General features: G+C 52.9%; 20 protein-coding genes. 10 read left to right on the top strand and 10 right to left on the bottom strand.

Annotated elements, in window-relative coordinates; all coding sequences use genetic code 11:
- Positions 1–155: 155 nt before the first annotated feature.
- From AC2FCQ_RS05440 to puuR, 3 genes are all read right to left on the bottom strand, one after another.
- Positions 156–1,151, bottom strand: coding sequence for an ABC transporter permease (locus tag AC2FCQ_RS05440; protein ID WP_490308421.1), 996 nt, complete (start codon positions 1,149–1,151; stop codon positions 156–158).
- Positions 1,148–2,659: a sugar ABC transporter ATP-binding protein gene (locus tag AC2FCQ_RS05435; protein ID WP_265556561.1), complete on the bottom strand. Its 1,512-nt coding sequence runs from the start codon at positions 2,657–2,659 to the stop codon at positions 1,148–1,150. Before AC2FCQ_RS05435 ends, AC2FCQ_RS05440 begins: the two co-directional genes overlap by 4 nt.
- A 206-nt stretch (positions 2,660–2,865) precedes the next feature.
- The gene (gene puuR / locus AC2FCQ_RS05430; RefSeq protein WP_265556560.1) at positions 2,866–3,423 is read right to left on the bottom strand and encodes an HTH-type transcriptional regulator PuuR; all 558 of its coding nucleotides are present in this window, start codon (positions 3,421–3,423) and stop codon (positions 2,866–2,868) included.
- Positions 3,424–3,817: 394 nt separating this feature from the next.
- On the opposite strand from puuR, the gene AC2FCQ_RS05425 reads away from it, so the two are divergent.
- Both AC2FCQ_RS05425 and AC2FCQ_RS05420 read left to right on the top strand, forming a co-directional pair.
- Positions 3,818–5,236: a glutamine synthetase family protein gene (locus AC2FCQ_RS05425; protein ID WP_209636038.1), complete on the top strand. Its 1,419-nt coding sequence runs from the start codon at positions 3,818–3,820 to the stop codon at positions 5,234–5,236.
- 534 nt (positions 5,237–5,770) lie between these two features.
- Entirely contained in the window at positions 5,771–7,138 is a 1,368-nt protein-coding gene (locus AC2FCQ_RS05420) for an APC family permease (RefSeq protein ID WP_209636036.1), read from the top strand.
- 126 nt (positions 7,139–7,264) lie between these two features.
- Here AC2FCQ_RS05420 and sbcB read toward each other — a convergent pair whose 3' ends face one another.
- The 3 genes from sbcB to AC2FCQ_RS05405 form a co-directional block, all read right to left on the bottom strand.
- On the bottom strand, positions 7,265–8,692 hold the full coding sequence (gene sbcB / locus AC2FCQ_RS05415) for an exodeoxyribonuclease I (RefSeq protein ID WP_209636034.1): 1,428 nt from the start codon (positions 8,690–8,692) through the stop codon (positions 7,265–7,267).
- Positions 8,693–8,783: 91 nt separating this feature from the next.
- Entirely contained in the window at positions 8,784–8,972 is a 189-nt protein-coding gene (locus AC2FCQ_RS05410) for a DNA polymerase III subunit theta (protein WP_209636032.1), read from the bottom strand.
- A 75-nt stretch (positions 8,973–9,047) separates the two neighbouring features.
- A complete protein-coding gene (locus AC2FCQ_RS05405) occupies positions 9,048–9,257 on the bottom strand; it encodes a hypothetical protein (protein ID WP_209636030.1) in 210 nt (69 codons plus the stop codon).
- A 257-nt stretch (positions 9,258–9,514) separates the two neighbouring features.
- On the opposite strand from AC2FCQ_RS05405, the gene AC2FCQ_RS05400 reads away from it, so the two are divergent.
- Complete coding sequence (locus AC2FCQ_RS05400; protein ID WP_130381403.1) at positions 9,515–10,624, top strand: SDR family oxidoreductase; 1,110 nt, start codon at positions 9,515–9,517, stop codon at positions 10,622–10,624.
- 42 nt (positions 10,625–10,666) lie between these two features.
- On the opposite strand, the gene AC2FCQ_RS05395 is transcribed toward AC2FCQ_RS05400, so the two are convergent.
- Complete coding sequence (locus AC2FCQ_RS05395; RefSeq protein ID WP_209636028.1) at positions 10,667–11,413, bottom strand: LexA family transcriptional regulator; 747 nt, start codon at positions 11,411–11,413, stop codon at positions 10,667–10,669.
- A 215-nt stretch (positions 11,414–11,628) separates the two neighbouring features.
- Between AC2FCQ_RS05395 and AC2FCQ_RS05390 the strand changes: the two genes are divergently transcribed.
- From AC2FCQ_RS05390 to tmaR, 3 genes are all read left to right on the top strand, one after another.
- On the top strand, positions 11,629–12,396 hold the full coding sequence (locus AC2FCQ_RS05390; RefSeq protein ID WP_490308420.1) for an N-acetylmuramoyl-L-alanine amidase: 768 nt from the start codon (positions 11,629–11,631) through the stop codon (positions 12,394–12,396).
- A gap of 99 nt (positions 12,397–12,495) precedes the next feature.
- Positions 12,496–13,563, top strand: coding sequence for an FUSC family protein (locus AC2FCQ_RS05385; protein ID WP_265556557.1), 1,068 nt, complete (start codon positions 12,496–12,498; stop codon positions 13,561–13,563).
- Positions 13,564–13,724: 161 nt separating this feature from the next.
- Positions 13,725–14,042, top strand: coding sequence for a PTS system regulator TmaR (gene tmaR, locus AC2FCQ_RS05380; protein WP_209636023.1), 318 nt, complete (start codon positions 13,725–13,727; stop codon positions 14,040–14,042).
- A gap of 62 nt (positions 14,043–14,104) precedes the next feature.
- Here the strand turns inward: tmaR and AC2FCQ_RS05375 are convergent, their stop codons facing one another.
- Both AC2FCQ_RS05375 and AC2FCQ_RS05370 read right to left on the bottom strand, forming a co-directional pair.
- Positions 14,105–14,893, bottom strand: a complete 789-nt coding sequence (locus AC2FCQ_RS05375; RefSeq protein ID WP_490308418.1) for an ABC transporter substrate-binding protein — start codon at positions 14,891–14,893, stop codon at positions 14,105–14,107.
- Between the two features lie 36 nt (positions 14,894–14,929).
- The gene (locus AC2FCQ_RS05370; RefSeq protein WP_490308416.1) at positions 14,930–16,099 is read right to left on the bottom strand and encodes a M20 aminoacylase family protein; all 1,170 of its coding nucleotides are present in this window, start codon (positions 16,097–16,099) and stop codon (positions 14,930–14,932) included.
- Between the two features lie 140 nt (positions 16,100–16,239).
- On the opposite strand from AC2FCQ_RS05370, the gene AC2FCQ_RS05365 reads away from it, so the two are divergent.
- Positions 16,240–17,193, top strand: coding sequence for a LysR family transcriptional regulator (locus AC2FCQ_RS05365; protein ID WP_265556554.1), 954 nt, complete (start codon positions 16,240–16,242; stop codon positions 17,191–17,193).
- A 110-nt stretch (positions 17,194–17,303) separates the two neighbouring features.
- Here the strand turns inward: AC2FCQ_RS05365 and AC2FCQ_RS05360 are convergent, their stop codons facing one another.
- A complete protein-coding gene (locus tag AC2FCQ_RS05360) occupies positions 17,304–18,278 on the bottom strand; it encodes an AraC family transcriptional regulator (RefSeq protein WP_490308415.1) in 975 nt (324 codons plus the stop codon).
- Positions 18,279–18,411: 133 nt separating this feature from the next.
- Here AC2FCQ_RS05360 and AC2FCQ_RS05355 point away from each other — a divergent pair, with 133 nt between their 5' ends.
- From AC2FCQ_RS05355 to AC2FCQ_RS05345, 3 genes are all read left to right on the top strand, one after another.
- Positions 18,412–19,158 (top strand): SDR family oxidoreductase, encoded by a 747-nt coding sequence (locus AC2FCQ_RS05355; RefSeq protein WP_490308414.1) that lies wholly within the window; start codon positions 18,412–18,414, stop codon positions 19,156–19,158.
- 246 nt (positions 19,159–19,404) lie between these two features.
- Complete coding sequence (locus AC2FCQ_RS05350; RefSeq protein WP_209636012.1) at positions 19,405–20,109, top strand: GNAT family N-acetyltransferase; 705 nt, start codon at positions 19,405–19,407, stop codon at positions 20,107–20,109.
- A gap of 348 nt (positions 20,110–20,457) precedes the next feature.
- Positions 20,458–20,580 carry a hypothetical protein gene (locus AC2FCQ_RS05345; protein ID WP_490316615.1) on the top strand — a complete coding sequence of 41 codons (123 nt, stop codon included), beginning with the start codon at positions 20,458–20,460 and terminating at the stop codon, positions 20,578–20,580.
- The last annotated feature ends 46 nt before the right edge of the window (positions 20,581–20,626 follow it).

Raw genomic sequence — 20,626 nt, 5'->3', positions numbered from 1 at the left:
CCGTCAGTATTTCGTCAGGCCATTGTAAGGATTTTATACAGAATGTAAACGCAAATGATAATTCGTATCATTTGTATGTTTGCGGGAGGAGGGAAACATTAACCGTATGAATTAAAGGGAAAACCGGCGCAGCAAGGTATGCGCCGGTGGAGCCATCAGCGTTTCTGGATATAGGTAATCGCTAACGCCAGGGCCAATACCAGACCTTTGATAATGTCCATGGCATAGTAGGGCACGGAAAGCATCACCAGGCCGTTTTGCAACACGCCGAGGATCACTGCCCCTACCAATGTGCCGAGCGCGTTGGGTTTGCCGGAGCCTGCCAGCGAGAAACCAATATAGGCAGCGGCGACCGCATCCATCAGATAACCGCCGCCGGCGTTCACCTGTGAAGATCCGATACGTGACGCCAATAATATGCCGCCAAGTGAGGCCAGCAGGGCTGAAATGACGTAGGCAGCAACCCTGTAACGCACGGTGCGAATGCCAGAAAGACGCGCGGCCTCCGGGTTACCACCGATGGCGTACATGCGACGGCCATGCTTGGTCAGCGACAGGAAAAGCTGTACCACGATGGTCACCGCCAGCATGATCAACACGATCACCGGTACCTGGCCCAGGGAGGAGAAAATGTCCGGGATCAGGCCTTCAGCCATATCACCGTTCGGCAGCAGCATGTTTTGGGTGATTGACCCGCCGTAGCTGTAGGTCATGGCCACGCCCTGGATCACGAACAGGCTGGCTAGCGTCGCCAGCATGTCGGGAATTTTCAATACGACGATCAGGAAGGCGTTGAACAGGCCAACCAGCGTACAAATCAGTAGTGTCAGCACAATCGCACTGGTCGTGCCGAAGCCGTACCAGACGAACAGTGAAACCACCAGGGCATTCGCGAGTGAAGCGGTGGAGCCGACGGAAAGGTCGAAGCCACCCACCGAAAGCGAGATGGACACGCCGATAGCGATCACCGTAACGATGGCGATCGAGCGCAGAATGTTGATGATGTTGTTCGGATCGAGGAAGTTGTCCGATGCCAGCCCAAACAGGGCGATCAACGCAACAACGGTGAGTAACATCCCCCATTTGTAGAGAAACTCAAACAGCTGATGGCGCCAGGGTTGCGCATTCTGCAGGGATAATTCTTTACTCACGCTGGGGTTCCTCCGGTGGAATACAGTAATAAGGTTTCTTCATCAATATCGGCGGCATTCAGTTCCGCCACGACTCGCCCATCCCATAGCACGCAGATGCGATCGCATAGGCCGACCAGCTCCGAGAATTCGCCGGAGGCATAGATAATGCCTTTCCCCTCGCGTGCCAGGCTGTCGATCAGGGTGAAAAGCTCTTGTTTGGCCTTGATATCCACGCCCTTGGTCGGCTCATCAAATATCAGCACGCTGGCATCACCGCGTAGCCATTTGCCAATGGCCACTTTTTGTTGGTTGCCGCCGGACAGCCTTGCCAGCCGTTGTTGAGGGCCAGAAGCACGAATGTTCAGGCGTTGCATGATATCCCGCGCCCAGCGCAGTTCCTGACGGCGACTGAACAGACTCCAGCGTGAGAAGCTGTCGTCGGCGCTGACGCTCAGGTTCATCGGGATAGCCTCATCGATAAAAATGCCTTCTTTACGCCGCTCTTCCGGCACCAGTGCCAGCCCTTGTTCAACGCTGAGGTGCGGAGCGCGCGGAGCCCAGGGTTTGCCCAGCAGTTCTCCGCGCTCAAGGCGGGATGGGGAGGCCCCAAACAGTGCTTTGCACAGCTCCGTTTTACCTGCGCCGGCTAACCCAGCGATACCGAGGATTTCCCCTTGATGCAGTTGCAGCGTGATGTCGCGCAGTTTATGGCGATCGTGCAGGTTTTCTACCTGCAATAACGGGCGAGATCCGTGCGGTGGGCGACGTGGCGGGAAGATATCGTCCAACCGGTGACCGAGCATTTTCTCAACAATCTGCTCGCCACTCAGGCCTTGCATGGCATCGTCACTGACATGGCGGCCATCACGCAGCACCGTTAAGCGATCGCAGATTTCACTCAGTTCGTGAATGCGGTGTGAAATAAAGACGATGCCGATGCCCTCCGACTGGAGGCGGCGCACAACGCGGAACAGGCGTTCGCTCTCGGCGCGATCGAGCGGGGCGGTGGGTTCATCCAGCACCAGGAAACGGCAGCGGTGTGACAGTGCGCGTGCCAGCAGCACTTGCTGTTTTTCCGCCAGCGTACAGTCGGCCAAACGCTGGCGCAGGTTGATGTTCACATCCAACTGGGCCAGTAACTGCGCTGCCTGCCGGTACAGCTGTGGCCAATTGAGCAGATGGCCCGGTTCATTAAGCCAATCGAGCATGATGTTTTCCGCCACTGACAGCGTGGGGATCAGTGCCACATCCACTTCTTGCTGCACCACGTGGATCCCATATTGGCGTGCCTGCAGTGGCGAATGAATATCCACTTTTTGGCCGTCGATAAAGATCTCTCCGCGGTAATGATCATGTGCACCGGACAGGATCGCCATCAGTGTGGATTTCCCCGCACCATTAGCCCCGACCAACGCATGGGTAGAACCGCCCAGTAAGGTAAAGTCGACGTTTTGCAGCGCGTTGAATCCGGCAAAGGCGATCGAGATATTGCGCATCTCGAGGCGTGAGGGCGTAGTGGTTGGCATAGTGATTAAAGACGTTTAGGTGTTTAGATGGCTAAAGATAGTCTTTTGTAACACAGATTTCGCTTCTCGCAACAAACTAAATGGCATAACTGAGACGAAAATGATTTTTCGTCGAGAGGGGGGCCCGTTCAGCGCAAGAGACATCACTGAACGGGACGCGATACAAACGAGATCACGGGCAACGCAACGCCCTTACCCGGCTTTTATCAGAACGTCGTCGGCGTATGTGCGCTGACGATACGACAGACGCGTGCAGAGGTATTGCTGAAACTGTGGGGAATACCGGTGTTGATGGCATAACTCTGCCCAGCGGTCAGGCAGTGGGTTTGGCCATTAATGGTGAGCATGATTTCACCTTCCAGCAGCGTGCCGATCTCCTCACCCTGATGCTTTATCTTCTCACCGGTGGTGGTGCCCGGCTGATAGGTTTCCAGCATCATCGCCAAATTGCGCGTTGGGTTGCCGTTGTGCACCAGCTTCATTGACACGCCTTGGCTACCTATCTCGATCAAATCTTCGGCGTCGATCACCACTTTGGGTTCATTAGCGGCTTCAGGTTCAGCAAAGAACGCGGACAACGACAAACCATAGACCTTCAGCAGTTTTTGCAGTGTGCTGATAGCCGGGCTGACTTTGTCCTGTTCGATGGTGCTGATTGCGCTGTGGGTTAACCCGGACAGTTCGGCGACTCGGCGCTGCGACAAACCCAATTGCAGACGGATCTGTGACAGGCGCTTACCTGGCGCCAAGCTGACTTCGCTCATAGCGGTACTTCCTTCTGGTAGGAACGACAGGCAGAAATGAATATCGGAGTCAGGTGCCTGTCTGAGTGATATCGGCATAGCATGATATCGGTAGTTGCGACGGAATTGGAAAATATATTGCCCATGATCCCCCCTGTTTCGGCGGACGAAATTCTGCACATAAAAAGGCAGTTAACGCCTTTTCGGTCAATATTTTATCAATTTAGCAGTCGGTGGCGAATAATCAAACAGCATTGTAACATTTGCAAACCATTTGTGTTAAAGCTATGTTTCATATTATGGATGTTATTTTGAGCGCCGGTTCTGGCGCAGTCTACAGAGAAATCAGACCATGTGTTGAACCTATCGGCAGGCGGGCGCCACAGCGTCCTCAGAGCATAATGGCGGGTGATGTATGCAAACCAATATCGCAGCAGTTGAAAATTTTGCACAGCACAATGAAGAGAGGCGAAGTAGCGCGTTCCAACGTGAAGTTGCTCACTATTTGGAACGCCACCCCTCAACGCAGTATATCGATATCCTACTCACTGATCTGAATGGTTCCTTCCGCGGTAAACGCATTCCCGTCTCCGGACTGAAAAAATTGGAAAAAGGCAGTTACTTCCCCGCCTCGGTATTCGCTATGGATATTTTGGGCAATGTGGTGGAAGAGGCTGGCCTGGGCCAGGAGTTGGGGGAGCCGGACCGTGTCTGCATGCCGGTGCTTGGTTCGTTGACGCCGTCAGCGGCGGACCCGGATAATATCGGTCAGGTATTGCTGACCATGCTGGATGAAGATGGTACTCCCTTTGACGTTGAACCCCGCAATGTTCTGAACCGAGTGTGGCAGGCGTTGCGCCAGCGAGGCATGTTCCCGGTGGTAGCGGTAGAGTTGGAGTTCTATCTCATTGATCGACAGCGAGATTCTGAAGGCTACCTACAACCTCCTTGCGCACCTGGTACCCAGGAGCGCAACGTGCAAAGCCAGGTATACTCGCTGGATAACCTGAATCATTTTGCTGAAGTGCTGAACGACATCGATAGCCTGGCTCAGATGCAGGGGCTACCGGCGGACGGCGCGGTGGCAGAGGCGTCGCCTGGCCAGTTCGAGGTCAACCTAAAGCATACCGATAACGTGCTGCTGGCTTGTGATCATGCGCTCGGGCTAAAACGCCTGGTACGGATGGTGGCGGAAAATCACCATCTGCACGCGACCTTTATGGCCAAACCTTATGAAGAATACGCCGGTAGCGGCATGCATGTGCATATCAGCATGCTCGACGGTAACGGTAACAACCTGTTCGCCCAAGCAGACGGCGAAGACTCTGCGTTACTGCACCGTGCGCTGGCGGGTATGATCACCTTAATGCCAGCTTCAATGGCACTGTTAGCCCCCAATGTTAATGCTTTCCGTCGTTTCCAGCCGGGCATGTATGTCCCCACACAAGCCTCCTGGGGGCACAACAATCGCACCGTTGCGCTGCGTATTCCCTGCGGTGAGCCCGAGAACCATCGGGTGGAATACCGTGTCGCAGGCGCGGATGCCAATCCCTATCTGGTGGTTGCGGCGATCCTCTCCGGGATTTTGTATGGGTTGGACAATGCGCTGCCGTTGCCTGAACCCGTGACCGGTAATGGGCTCGAGCAAGAAGGGTTACCGTTCCCCATCCGTCAAAGCGATGCGCTATACGAATTTGAGCATCAGCAAGCGCTGACGCAGTACCTGGGAGAACGTTTTGCGCATGTTTATCATGCCTGCAAGATGGATGAATTGATGCAGTTTGAGCGCTTAGTGACGGAAACAGAGATCGACTGGATGTTGAAAAATGCCTGAGGGGGCGTAAACTAAGCGGCAATAACGGAGTAAGCGACGGTGAGGATTGCGGATTAATTCAACCGTAAGGGCGGTTTTCCGAACAATCGAGAAAAGAATTTACTTAAGATGCCTTCCTGATCTTGTCATCAGGAGGGTTTCTGGTGCAAAATATCTCTAATGCAGATAGCCGACGTTTTAACGCGTCGGTTATTTTTTTTGCATTTGTGTTTTACAAACTGTGCGTTTCATACACCAAGCGAGGCCGGACACCGATCCGGATAGATAAATAGTTTCGTGCGCGATCAAACAAAACTTTATGGTCGTGACTCATGAGGATAAGAAAGATGGGGCAATTTTTCACTTTAGCACCGGTGCCCGCCGGTTTCCGCTGTGGTCGCAGCGATTATGGAGCAGCCAAGGCAGCCTTGACTCGTTATCCAGCTTCCAATCCCCTTCTTTTTGAATTCAGTCGCACGTTGCGAAGTTTCCCCGCAACCTTAAGTCTTGGCGTGTCTACGCTCCGCAAGGCAGAAGGTAAGGGGGGGCTGCGCAATGTCCGATAACATCTCCAGCACCATTCCGGCGCCACGCGCACAGCTGCGTAAAACCCTGACTTTAGTCCCGGTAGTGATGATGGGGCTGGCTTACCTGCAGCCAATGACCATCTTCGATACCTTTGGCATCGTATCCGGCCTGACCGATGGTCACGTCGCCACTGCGTACGCCTTTGCTCTGCTGGCGGTGCTGTTTACCGCATTGAGCTACGGCAAACTGGTACGAAAATTCCCGTCCGCCGGTTCTGCCTATACCTACGCCCAGAAGGCCATTAGCCCGCACGTTGGCTTTATGGTGGGCTGGTCATCGCTGCTGGACTACCTGTTCATGCCGATGATCAACATCCTGTTGGCCAAAATTTACCTGGAAGCTATCTTCCCGGGCGTGCCTTCGTGGATCTTCGTGGCGGCGCTGGTCGCGCTGATGACGCTCTTTAACCTGCGCGGCATTAAGCTGGTGGCAAACCTGAACTCCATTATCGTGGTGGTACAGGTGGCTATCATGATCGTGTTCCTGTTCCTGGTGGTTAACGGCCTTTCGCATGGCGAAGGGGCTGGTACGCTGGTTAGCAGCCGCCCATTCTGGTCTGAGAATGCGCATGTAGTGCCGATGATTACCGGTGCGACTATTTTGTGCTTCTCGTTCCTCGGTTTTGACGGCATCAGCTCGCTGTCCGAAGAAACCAAAGATGCAGAGAACGTAATCCCGAAAGCGATCTTCCTGACGGCGCTGATCGGCGGCATCATCTTTATCGTGGTGTCCTACTTCGTGCAGTTGTACTTCCCGGACATCTCGCGCTTTAAAGATCCTGATGCGTCCCAACCGGAAATCATGCTGTACGTCGCCGGTAAGTTCTTCCAGTCGGTGATCCTGGTGTTCTCTTGCGTGACCGTACTGGCTTCAGGTATGGCGTCGCACGCCGGTGTTTCGCGTCTGATGTACGTGATGGGCCGTGACGGTGTATTCCCAGAGCGTTTCTTTGGTTATGTACACCCGAAATGGCGTACCCCGGCATTGAACGTACTGCTGGTCGGCGTGATTGCCTTGTCTGCGGTGTCGTTCGATCTGGTTACGGCGACGGCATTGATTAACTTCGGTGCGCTGGTGGCGTTCACCTTTGTGAACCTGTCGGTAATCTCGCAGTTCTATATTCGCGACAAGATGAACCGTACCGTTAAAGATACCTTCAACTATCTGATTCTGCCGGTATTGGGGGCGTTAACTGTTGGCGCACTGTGGATCAACCTGGAAGCCAGTTCGATGACGCTGGGCCTGGTTTGGGCCGCGATTGGTCTGATTTATCTGGCCTTCGTCACCCGCAGCTTCCGTCTGCCGGTTCCACAGGCTAGCGAAGACGTTGCATAAGCCTTAACAGGTCGGGGCCGAACAGGTTCGGCCCGCGATTTAATGCTTTGATGATGTCATTGGGCGCGGCATACAGCGCCTCTGCCATTAAGTCGTAGGGCGCTTTTAGCGCCCTACGTTTTTCTGTTAGCCTACCAATTCTTTACCGTACTCAAACAGCGCTTTCAGCAGCGCGGTCTTTTCTTTATCGCCTTCGTACAAGTTATACAACGACTCGAGTTGCAGTACGTAACTCTGTACTCGTTCAGCGCTCAGAACTTCCTGACGATGCTGTAACCAGCGGCGTTGCTCGCTGTCATCCAGCGTGTTGGGGTAGTTGCGGGCCCGGAAACGGAACAGCAGTTCCTTCATGCGGTCATCGTTGAAGGTCAGATCCAGCGCCGGCAAGTTTTGCGGTTTGGTTTGCTGGATAATCTTCATTGCTGCTTTATCAGCATCGCTGAAGAAACCGTCGTACAGCCGGGCGTCGACGTCATCAGAGCCTTTAAAAGGTTCGGCTTCAGCGAATAACGCCACCACTTTTTCGCGCACCTGCGGGTGCTGGCGCAGCAGCTGCAGATTTTGCAGGCAGGCTTGGCGATCGATCCCCAAGCGTTCCGCGTTTTCCGGCAATAGGGTCTTGGCGGGTGCCAGTACCGGGCATTTGTTGATATGGACCAGCTTGATTGGCACCGGTGATTGGTCAGGAGCCAGTTCGTCTCTGCGGGTATACAGCCGTTCGCGCAATTCGTCGGCGCTCAGCGTGAGCAGTGGCGTCATATCACCGGCTAAATCACACATGATGACCGCATTTTTGTTATCAGGGTGCCAGGCCAGCGGCGATACCCAGCTGGTATTGCCACGTGCAGCGCCGAACATACCGGAAACGTGCACCAACGGCGTCATTTCTGCGATATCGATCAGGGCATTGAGCTTATGCTTGTTGCGGTGTTGCAGCAGGAAGTCAAACAGCCGGGGTTGCGCTTGTTTGACCAACTTGGCCATGGCGATGGTCGCGTAAACATCCGACATGGCGTCATGAGCGTGTTCGTGTTCGACGCCGTTGGCGCGAGTCAGGTGTTCCAAACGGAAACTCGGGAACCCATCTTCGTTTTCCGGCCAGACGATACCGTCCGGGCGCAGCGCATAGCAGGCACGCATCACGTCGAGCAGATCCCAGCGGGAATTGCCGTTTTGCCAGCTGTAAGCGTAGGGATCGTAAAAGCTGCGGTAGAAGATATTACGGCTCACTTCATCATCGAAGCGGATATTGTTGTAACCCAGAATGCAGGTGCCAGGCACACTGAATGCCTGATGGATCTGGCGTGCGAACTCGGCTTCGTTGACACCTTTAGCCAGTGCCAATTGCGGCGTGATACCGGTGATCATCACCGCTTCAGGATCGGGCAAGTAGTCGTCGGCCGGGGTGCAATAGATGACCAGTGGCTCTTCGATGATATTGAAATCCATATCGGTACGCACACCGGCAAACTGCGCCGGGCGGTCCATGGATGGGCTTTTACCGAAGGTCTCGTAGTCGTGAATATAGAATGTGGCCGGTGCCTTGCTGCTCAAAATCGCATCTCTCACGTGGCGTTGGGAATATCTTCCTATTGTAACGGCGAGACGTACGAGTCGTTAGCGTTAATCACTGGAATGCGCGGTATTACGCACTGCGGTAGTAGCTTAGGCGCAGATGAAAGTAGGAACGTAAATAATCAGGCACCTGTTTTTCGGCATGGGCAGCATTGGTGGCAATGCCATAACGTTCGTTATAAATGACGCTGAGCGCGAGCAAGTCGGCTTCAATTTTCTCACGTTCTGCTTGAGGCAAGCGATCCAGCTTTCGACCCATATTATTCTCCCTATGAACCAAGGGGCATCATAAGATCGTTAGGCGTGCTTGTCCCTACCCATTCAGGGGGGCATATCAGGATGTTGGCGTTCGCGCCTGGAGGCTATGGTTCGCTGTTGCAGTGCCATGATAATGCTGAGAGTATCGCGTTGTGAAATCCTGCTGACTTTGCAGGCTTGTGCGCTCGTAGGCTTCATGGACCGAGAAAATACCGCCGATCACCGCCAGCCAGAAGACACTGCACAGGACCAGGATGCCCAACCAAACTTTTTGGTTATAGCTCATAAATACTCCTGATGAAAAAATGTAATAATACTCACCAGTAAATTAAATCAGAGCCTGTATCAATGGCCCGTCAACGGCCGCATTTATTATGGTTTCTTTTTTATTAATGTGTTACCAAATGCCTCACTGATGTTTCAAAATATTCCTTAAGATAATATTAAGAAAAGATAAACAGCTGCCACTGAGTTCCATTTAATATTTGTTTAATTATCTCCGCATACAATCAGCATCATTCAATGCCAATGTGGGTGCATATTATGAAAACTCTGCTGTTGACCGGCGCTACTGGCTTTCTCGGTGGTGCAGTGCTCGAAAAATTACTGAATGAAAATCAGGAAATTAACTATCTTCTGTTAGTGCGAGCTGAAAATGCGCAGCAGGGGCTGGAACGTATTCGGATTAATATGGAGAAGTTTAATATTGAATCCGATTTATTCTCCAAAATCACGATAGAAAATATATTGTTGGGTGATTTAAGTGAGCCTGCTAATTTTTTAGCGGACACACGTATTAACAATGTAACGCACGTTATCAATTGTGCCGCGGTTGCTTCATTCGGCAATAACCCGCTTATTTGGAAGGTTAATGTTGAAGGCACACTGGCCTTTGCCGAAAGAATGGCGCAGGTACCGGGATTGAAACGTTTTCTGCATGTGGGTACCGCAATGTCGTGTGCCCCGGAACCGGGCTCGCTGGTGGCAGAAAGTGGTGAGTTTGAAGAAACGGCTGAGCATCTGGTGGAATACACCCGCTCTAAATCCACGATTGAACAGTTAATGCGTCAACACTGCCCGCAATTGCCGCTGGTGATTGCACGTCCTTCTATCGTTGTTGGGCACACGCGTTTAGGGTGCCAGCCATCCAGCAGTATTTTCTGGGTGTTCAGCATGGCGCTAATGTTGCGTAAATTCATGTGTTCACTGCAGGACAATATCGACGTTATCCCGGTCGATTACTGCGCTGATGCGATGGTGATGTTGCTGAATAGCGAAACGCTGGATAATGACGTTTATCATATTTCTGCCGGTGAAGAGAGCAGCGTCAGCTTCGCGGATATTGATCGCGCCATTGCTGCCGCGTTGGAAAAACCGCCGCTTGGCGACCATTACGCGCAGGTCAGTTACGAAGCCCTGCTGAAAATGCGCAAGCAACTGAAAGATATCTTCGGGCCGTGCAACGAAAGACTGATGCTGAAGGCGATGCGTTTGTATGGATCTTTCGCCATGCTTAACGTGCGTTTCAGCAACGACAAAATTCTCAAGCTGGGCATGCCTAAACCGCCGCGCTTTACCGACTACATCGCCCGTTGCGTGCAGTCTACCCGCGGTTTGTCTATCCAGCAGCAGATGGTCGTGGATTTCAAATAACAGGAGGGTGCCGCCAAGCGGCACCCGATTGTGTCCCGGCCATTACCAGGACGAAGACGACCAGAAAACGCGGCCCAACACCACCAGTTGGTCTTTACGCTGCGGATAACTCAGGTGTTCGTCCTGGTATTCTTCCCGGTTCAGGGAGCGAATAGTGACACCGCCGTCAGGCTGTTCTATCAACACTTTTACCCGCAGCAAATTACCGTGGCGAATCGCGTAGGTTTTGCCTTCGCGGATGCGTGTGTCATCGGTATTGATACCCACCACGTCGCCGTCTTGCAGGCGTGGTTCCATGCTGGAGCCGGAAATGCGGATGATACGTGCCGCATTGACCGCCACCCCCATCTTGTGCAGATAGTAGCGACGAAAAATCAGTGAAAACTCTTCACGATCAACAATTTCATAACAGCCATCGCCGGCAGAAAAATTAATGTCCAGCAGGGGAATTTCCACAAACTCTTCCTTGTCCTGTTCGGTATCTTCCCACACTACCGGTTTCAGGCGGGCAGGTTGGAAATCCGATTCTGCCGCCACGTTATCGAACGGGCGCACCAGCTGTTTTTCATGGAAAACGTCGAACCAGCCTTTGGGCAGATCCAGCTTGGCCTCAATCCGCCTGGCGAGGTTATCGCCAAGGTTGCGAGAGGATTTTTCACCGGTAATTTGGCTGAGCGTTGGCGAGGAGGATTCAACCAGCACGGCAAAATCGTTCTGGTTGATGCCCTGTCGGGCGTAGCTGGCCATCAGCTCGCGCAAATTATTGCGTCTTATTTCTTTGGTTTCCATCCCTGGATGATCGCATTCTTTAGCAAAAAGGTAAATATCGTTTTTGCTAAATTTATCTTGCTTTAAATTTAGCAATTAGCTAAAAATTAAGGGGTGGACAAGATCCACGAAGGCATTGTAGGGTCACTGCATGCAGCGACCGCGTGACGCGGGACGAATATCTTTGTTCCCTACGGTGAAAGAGGCACGCGAGTTTAACTAACAAGGAATCTACGATGTTCAGTATTGATTACAATAGCTACCGTTCGGTAGCCAGCTTTGGCCACCGGGTACGCTTTTTGGTGCTGCATTACACGGCGCAGAATTTTGCCGATTCCGTGCAGTCACTGACAGGTAAATCGGTCAGCGCCCATTACCTGGTGCCGGATCCGGAAGATCAAACCTATCAGGCGGCCGGTTTCAGCGGTGTACGCATTTTTAACTTGGTGGATGAAGATGAACGAGCCTGGCATGCCGGTGCAAGCCAATGGGGTAATCGTTCTAATCTCAACGATACGGCGATTGGCATTGAGATCGTCAATCTGGCGAGTGGCGATGGTGAAGACATTACTTTCCCACCGTTTAATCCGCAGCAAATTGCGGCGGTGACTCAATTGGCGCAAAACATCCTGCAGCGCTATCCGGACATCACCCCCGTTAACGTGGTGGCGCATTCCGATATCGCGCCGGGCCGAAAGAGCGATCCAGGCCCGCAGTTCCCGTGGCATCAGCTGTATCAGGCCGGGGTGGGCGCCTGGTATGACGACGCGGTGAAACAGCGACATCAGCATGCATATCAATGTCATGGTCTGCCTGCACAGTCTGATGTGTTGGCACTGTTCGCCAAATATGGTTACGACACCTCGGCAGCGGGTGACGCTGAAGGTTATCGCCAACTGGTACGTGCCTTCCAGCTGCATTTCCGTCAACGGCAGTATGATGGGGTGATGGATGTAGAAACCGCCGCCATTTTGCAGGCGTTGGTGGATAAATATGCCGCTTAAGGATTGACTGCGGGTGAGGGACGCCTTATCCGCCTTTTCTCCGCTGCTCTTCCTCCGCTAAACTAATGGACTTTCTCGCCATTCATAACGGGATGCATTGTGCGCCTCGACAGAAAAATATCGTCGTTTGAACGTTTGACTTATCGTCATTACCGCATTGTGCACGGCGTGCGCATTGGGCTGGCGTTTATCCTGACCTTCTTGCTGATTCGCTTGCTAGACGTCCCTGAAGGGACCTGGCCGCTCATTACCTTGGTGGTGGTGATGGGGCCGATTTCGTTCTGGGGAAATGTGTTGCAACGCGCGTTGCAGCGTATCGCCGGTACGGTGTTTGGCGCGGCCTCGGGCCTGATTGCCCTGTATCTTGAGCTCTACTCGCTACCGCTGATGTTAGCGTGGTGCGGAGTAGTGATGTTCTTCTGCGGTTATCTGACGCTCGGTAAGCGTCCCTATATGGCACTGTTGGTGGGGATTACACTGGCGGTGGTGTGTGGCGCGGGGGCAGGTGACATGCATACTGCGCTGTGGCGTAGTGGGGACGTTATTTTTGGCTCGTTGCTGGCGCTGTTGTTCACCAGCATTTATCCACAGCGTGCCTACATTCTGTGGCGTATGCAGATGGCGGATTGCTTGCAAAGCGCGAGTAAAATCTACGGCGCTTATCTGTCGCCGAACATGATCGAACGGCCGCGACTGGAACCCCAGTTGAAAGATCTCTTGAATCAGGTCGTTAAATTGCGCGGCCTGATTGTTCCCAGCAGTAAAGAAACCCATATCCCTCTGGCGGTATTTGAAGCGGTACAAACGCTGAGCCGCAATCTGGTCTGTACTCTGGAACTGCTGGCCGACGCGTATTGGGCCTCGCGTGAAACCCATTTTATTATGCTGAATGCGAAAACGCTGCGCAGCGCACAATTGCTGACGCTGCGGTCGCTTGAATCATTGGCAGACATGATGCATAACGGCCCGCAAACGCAACAATCCGTAATGGCAGGGCAACTGAGCGAAATCGCCGCCGAACTGAAAACCCTGATGCAGGAGGCGAGCGTCAGTCAACACGGCGAGGCACCTATTTACGGTTATGTTTGGCTGAGCATGGAACTGACGCAGCAGTTGGAAGAACTGGGCGACCTGCTCAAGGTCTGTACTGCTACCGGGCGCGAATAGGGGGTCAGATCATGAAGCGGGCGCTTCTGGTTTTTGTCCAGGCAGCAAAGTGAGTAAGATAGGGCGATGAGTGTTGTGCCTGACCGCCACAAACCTGTATCTTGGTATCATTGTGGCCGTAAGCAAATGAATCTGTGTATTACTAAAGCAAGGGTATGAAGATGGATAATGCAAATAAGCCGAGTTTCCAGGACGTTCTGGAGTTTGTGCGTATGTTCCGCCGTAAAAATAAGCTGCAACGCGAAATTATCGACAACGAAAAGAAAGTTCGTGATAACCAAAAGCGTGTGCTGCTGCTCGACAACCTGAGTGAGTACATCAAACCAGGTATGAGCATTGAAGATGTTCAGGGCATCATTAGCAACATGCGCAGCGACTATGAAGATCGCGTTGATGACTACATCATCAAAAATGCCGATCTGTCTAAAGAACGCCGTGAGCTGTCCAAAAAGCTGAAGGCTATGGGCGAAGTGAAGTAACCCTTTTTATCGGGCCAGGCATTTGCCTGGCCCTTTTATTTTTTGTTTCCCGCCAATCGTCGTTATTGCGCTGTACCGTATACGTCAAAATCAAAGTATTTATCGTTCACTTTCTTGTAGGTGCCGTTGGCAATGATCGCTTTGAGCGCGGCATTGAACGCATTGAGCAACGCGGTATCTTCTTTACGCAACCCAATGCCGTCGCCGATACCGAAATACTTGCTGTCATTAAGCTCGGCACCGGTAAAGGCAAAATCCTTTCCGGCAGGCGTATGGAAAAACTCACTGGCGCTGACGCCGGCTAACAGCGACGCATCCAGGCGCCCGTTGACCAAATCTTCATTGGCCTCCTGTTGGCTCTGGTAGGACACCACGTTAACCCCGGCTGGCCGCCACAGAGCGTTGGCATAAGTTTCCTGGCTGGAGCCCTGTTGCACGCCAATGGATTTACCTTTTAGCGAAGCCGCGGTAGGTTGCAGATCGCTCCCTTTACGGGCCACTAACCGTGCTGGGGCATTGGACACTTTATCCGAGAAGGCAATTTGTGCCTGGCGCTGTGGCGTAATGGTCATTGACGAGGCGATGGCATCGAACTTTTTCGCCTGTAATCCGGGGATCATCCCATCCCAACTGCTTTCGACCCAAACGCATTTGGCCTGCATTTGCTCGCACATTGCCTGTGCAATGTCGACACCGAATCCGGTCAGAGCACCCTGCGGCGTCTTGTATTCCAACGGCGGATAGGTTGGGTCGACGCCCAGCTTAATGACTTTGCCGCTGAACTCCCCACCAATGGCCGCGAAACTCAACGCCAGCGGCAGCAATAAAATCAGGCTACTTTTTGTTTTCATTTCATTTTCCTCAGTGTTGTGGCGTTCAAAAGGGCATTAAGCCAAAAAGCGTTCAACCAACTTGACCCAGTACGTCGCGCCGATCGGCAAGCACGCGTCGTTGAAATCGTAACTGGCGTTATGCAGTGAATTGCCGGGCGTACTTTCACCGTTGCCAATCGAGATGTAGCTGCCGGGGCATTGCTCCAGCATAAAGGCGAAGTCTTCGCTGGCGGTAAATGGCCGCAGCGAGGGGATCAACTGCTGTTCACCCGCCCAGTCCAGTGCCACTTCACGCGCCAGATCGGTTTCCGCTGCGTGGTTCACCAGCACAGGGTAACCCTGCTGATAGTCAATCTCCGCACGGGCACCAAAGCTGGCAGCTTGCGCTTCAACCAGCGCGATAATGCGGTTTTCTAGGCGTTGACGTACCCCGGCATTCAGGGCGCGCACGCTCAGCGTCATGGTGGCGGTAGCGGGGATCACATTGCTGGCAAGCCCTGCCTGGATCGCGCCTACGGTGATAATCGCCGTTTCCTGTGGGTCTATATTTCGGGACACGATGGTTTGCAGGCTCATCACAATGGCAGCGCAGACCACAACCGGATCGACCGTGTGTTGTGGGACTGCACCATGGCCACCGTGGCCGTGCAGGATGATATTGACCGTATCGGCCGAGCACATGAAAGGACCACTGGCAAAACCGAGTAGACCCGCCGGAAAGCCGGGTACGTTATGCATGGCAAACACCGCGTCGCAAGGGAAGCGCTCAAACAGGCCATCTTCCATCATCACTCTGGCTCCGCCACCGCCTTCTTCTGCCGGTTGAAAAATCAGGTGCAGAGTACCGGTAAAGTCAGAATGCTGTGCCAGATAGCGCGCTGCCGTCAACAACATCGTTGTGTGGCCATCATGACCGCAGGCGTGCATCACGCCGCTGTGGGTGCTGGTATAGGGCAATCCGCTGGTTTCCTCAATGGGCAGCGCGTCCATATCGGCACGCAAACCGAGAGTTTTCCCTGTGCCACGTTGAAGGGTGGCGACAACCCCGGTTTGTCCTATGTTGCGTGTGACTTGATAGCCCCATTCGGTCAGCAATTTTGCGACCAAATCACTCGTAGCGAACTCGTTGAATCCCAATTCAGGGTGCGCATGAATATGGTGGCGGATAGCGACCATTTCATGCTGAACGGCGGCAATTTCAGGTAAAATAAGCAAATTTTCCATTGTGGCATCCCGATTGAATGTTCAATCCCCGACGCGAAGGGACGCCGGAAACCAGGTTATTCCGAGACTAGCAAACAACCTTTTGGGCGGGGAGCCGTCGTTCAGTTATGCTGACAACAACAGGTTGTCATGGAGGCGTAATGAAACTGCATCAGTTACAGGCTTTGGTTGCCAGTGCCGACGGTGGCAGCATTCGCGCCGCAGCGCGGCAATTGGGCCTTTCACAGGCCGCAGTGACACGGGCCTTACGCGAGTTGGAACAGCAACAGGCGCTGCCTTTGCTGATCCGCACGCCCGCCGGGTTGGGTTTCACGCCCTATGGGAAGACGCTGTTGGCGCATGCCCGCTTGGTGTTGAACCAACTGGAACAGGCCAGCAATGAGATGGCGGGCCTGCGCGGGCTGGCGCAAGAGCAGGTTAAAGTGGCGATCACGCCATGGCTGATGTTGACGGTGTTGCCAACGGCAGTAGTGGCCTTTCGTAAAAAGATGCCGAAGGTGAAACTGGAGCTGTTTGAAAGCCTGATGGCCAACGCGCAATCTCAACTGCGAGAGGGCACGATGGATTTTGCCATCACGCCGCTGCCGGCATCGATGGCACCGCAGGAGTTTCATTGCGAGCCGCTGCTGGATTATGAAACGGCGGTGATGGTGCGGCATGGGCATCCGTTAAGCCAAAGTACCTCGATCCACCAGTTGCTGGATCAGGACTGGGTGCTGAACTATACCCCAGACAATTATGGCGATCTCATCCATCATCTGTTCAGCCGACACGGTGCCCAGCTCGATCCTAACCGCATCATTCATGCGCATTCACTTGGCATGTTGCAGGCAATGGTAGAGTCGGCGGATATGTGTACCTGGAGCCCGGCTCCGTTGCTTGGGTTACCGCAATTTGCCGGACGCCTGCAACCGCTGGCGCTACGGGAGGGTTGCGATCTGGCGCGGTTGAACATCGTTACCCGGCGCAATAGCATTCTCAGCACCGCTGCCCATGCCCTGATTGATAACCTGGTGCGCGCCCTGCGTCAGCACGCCCGCTCCGCACGGCAGGAAGACCGGCTGATTTATGATCGGGTACGGCTGTTGATCTAGCAGGGTCAGCACGTTGGGATTGATGCGGTAGGGCCGATCGTTAACGGACACTTTTAGTGTTGGGTTCTTTTGAAAACGTCGTTTGTACCACGGGTTTATAACCAATAAACCTACTCCGTTTGCTGTGACGCAGACGCCTGCTCATTCTCGCATGCCCGAAATGCCCGGGGAGTATGGCCGCTCCATTTTTTAAATGCCTTGCTGAAAGCCACGTCAGATTCATATCCATACTGCCCGGCCAGTTGACTAAGGCGGATCTGTGAATGCCGTAGCTGCTCTGCAGCCAGATACATTCGCCATTCTGTCAGATAGTGCATGGGGGTCTGGCCTATCAGCATCTTAAATCTTTCAGCAAAGCGTGAGCGAGACATGCCAATCGCATGGCCGAGCCGCTCGATACTCCAGGGTTCACCGGGGCTCTGGTGCATCAGCGCGAGGGATTTTGCTATCTGTGGATCGGTCAAGCCATTGAGCCACCCCGCGTTGAAGTGGTGACGCTGGGAAAGAGCGTGGCGGATTGCCTGCACAAATAAAATATCGGCCAGACGAACGGCAATCGTGCTCATACCGGGGAGCTCTGAATCTAATTCTTCGCTCAACAGCGTCAATGAAGGAGGGAGCCAGGGATTGTCCTCCGCGCTGAGATGAAGATAATCCGGCAGCGTAGTAACCAGCGGGTTACGCAGGGATTCGCCAAAGTTAAATATGCCGGTCACCAGTTTTGTTTGGCCTTCTCCGGGCTGGCCGACTGCAATACGGGTTGCATGGAAACGGGCATTTGAACCAGCACGGGTATGCCCGTGGCTTGCCAGCAATTGCGTAAACTCTACCGTCCTGGCATCTGGTTTGCTCAATAGGTCATGTCGATGCCCTGCGGGGATCATCACCATGTCTCCTTCCCTGAGGTGAATAAGTTGTTGTTCCCCAGGCAAACGCAACCAGGCGTCCCCCGACAATAGCAGGTGAAATGGAGCGCCATGCGGATGCGGCGCTTTGGCTACCCCCCAATGACCATTAAGCGTCAACTGGCAGAATATTGAGCTCTTGAGCTTTAACTGTTCCAACAGGTAATCGAGTGTATTCATGGTGTTAATTCCTGGACGATATGTCTGATATTTTGGATTTTTAGTGATAAATAATCCAGTCATTGTTTCTATAATCTGACTCGCACAGTTTCACGGGCACCAGCTATTCACTCAAAATACAGCGAGATTCAACATGATGAAATTAAGCGGGAATACCATTCTGGTCACGGGGGGTGGCAGCGGCATAGGGCGAGGTCTGGCTGAAGCGCTCTTTCGATCTGATAATTCAGTGATTATCGCCGGGCGACGCGAGTCAGCGCTAAAACGGGTGTGCGAGGCAAACCCGGGTATGCAATACCAGGTAATGGATATCAGTGAGGTGGACAACCTGGCTGAGGTGACTCAACATTTGGTGACCCGTTTCCCTGAACTGAATGTTCTTATTAATAATGCCGGTGTGCAGTTTGCCGAGGATCTCACCCACCCGGAACCGTTAACGATGCTGTCATCAATCGCCACGAACATGACGGGGCCGATGATACTGACCAGCACACTATTGCCCCATCTACTGACACAGTCAGAAAGTGCTGTCATAAACGTCACGTCTGATTTGGCATTTATGCCCTATACACGGGTGCCGTCATACTGTGCCGCCAAGGCCGGGCTTCATTCTTGGACTGAATCTTTACGCTTCCAGTTGCGTGAATCTCGTATTCACGTCATTGAAATTACTCCGCCGATGGTACAAACCGATCTACACGGCAGTAAAGACAGCCAGATAGCAATGCCTCTGGATGACTTCATCGAGGAGGTCATGGTTTTGCTTCAGTCCGACAGTCAGTCAAAAGAAATCAACGTTGAACGCAGCAAATTGTTCCGCTTCGCTGAACGAAACGGGAAATACGATGAGATTTTTCTGGCGTTGAATAGTCACCAGTAAAGCTCTGCGCCTAAGCACATTCCGTGCAGCGATACCGCGCGGAATTTATCTGACGCAAAGCATACGGCACCCGCACCCCCGATTTATCGTGGTGATCGGCGTGGTGACGGAAGCGGACGTACAAACCTCCGTGAAAATATCGTAGTATCCTAAGCCATGGAAGGCTTGGCTTCTGTCAGCTATTGCAACGTCGACCCTTGCTTCAATATCTTCTTATACGCTTTCAGACACCGCGGGTAACTCATTTTGAATATCAATAAGTATGGTCAACCTGTAGGTTTCCCGCTGCCGGACTGGCAGCCTCTTGCCTTTCCTCCACGGACTCAGCTAAGTGGCCGTCACTGTAACCTTTTACCTCTGGAAACCCGTCATGGCGAGGCACTGTTTCAGGCATATTCGCTGACCGAAGATGACAGGGACTGGACCTGGCTTGGCGCCGAAAAGCCCGCGAGTCTGGAAGAAATGATGTTATGGATTACCGGCAAAGTTAACGATTTCAGCCTGGTTTCATGGGTCGTGGCAGATATAAAAAACAACCGCCCGGTGGGTGTGGTCTGCTACAGCAACGTTGATCCCGTAAACGGAGCGATTGAGATCGGACATGTTACCTGGTCGCCGTTGATGCAAAAAACCAGCATGGGAACGGAGGCTCTCTTTCTGCTGATGAAAAATGCCTTTACCTTGGGCTACCGGCGGATTGCATGGCGTTGCGACTCACTCAATCAGGCATCAAGGAACGCAGCCGAAAGAGTCGGGTTTACGTTTGAAGGGCGTTTTCGTCAGGCCATGACACGTAAGCAGCGCAATCGTGACACTGACTGGCTTTCCGTCATTGACACAGATTGGCCGAATATTGAAAGAGCGCTTGAGGGCTGGCTGTCGCTGGAAAATTTCAACCAGAACGGCGCACAAAAGCGCAGGCTGGAAACCTTCTTTCTGGATAGCCGATAACAGTGAGGAGCCGGATCGGCATACCTGGTCTGGACAAATCTGGCTGCTCAAAAACGTTGTGTTCGCCTGCATATGCGTCAGGAGGTCTCTTTTACAACGTTTATCGCGTTTATAACGGAAGAGGGTGAAAAGAAAGACGAGGATACCTTTGTCTACGCACTTCTCAAAAAAAGAGTGGGAGTCAAAGGTGTCGCTGTATGCCTGCCGCTTGCTCGCCGCTGGCCTCGATTATCGTTATCGGTGATGTGGGCCAAAAGAAAGTGAACATGCATGAGTAACCCTGCGGCTTAATGAAATTCAAAAGATTTTTGTCCGCTATCTTTCATCGTTCAGAATGGGGTTTCAGAAATGGACAGAGAAAAACTCAAAAAAGACTGGGTGAAAATCGCGCCGCCTTCTGCCAAAGTTGAACGCATCGAAGCATATTTTAGCGGCCACGGGGCTTTGTTGAATAAATCAGATTTCGGGTAAGTCTCCCCCGTAGCGGGTTGTGTTTTCAGGCAATACGCACGCTTTC

It is taken from the genome of Serratia sp. CoH_134_PS_4 (genome assembly GCF_058190535.1).
Note: the sequence above shows the minus strand (reverse complement) of the source record. Positions and strands in the feature narration are given on the sequence as shown.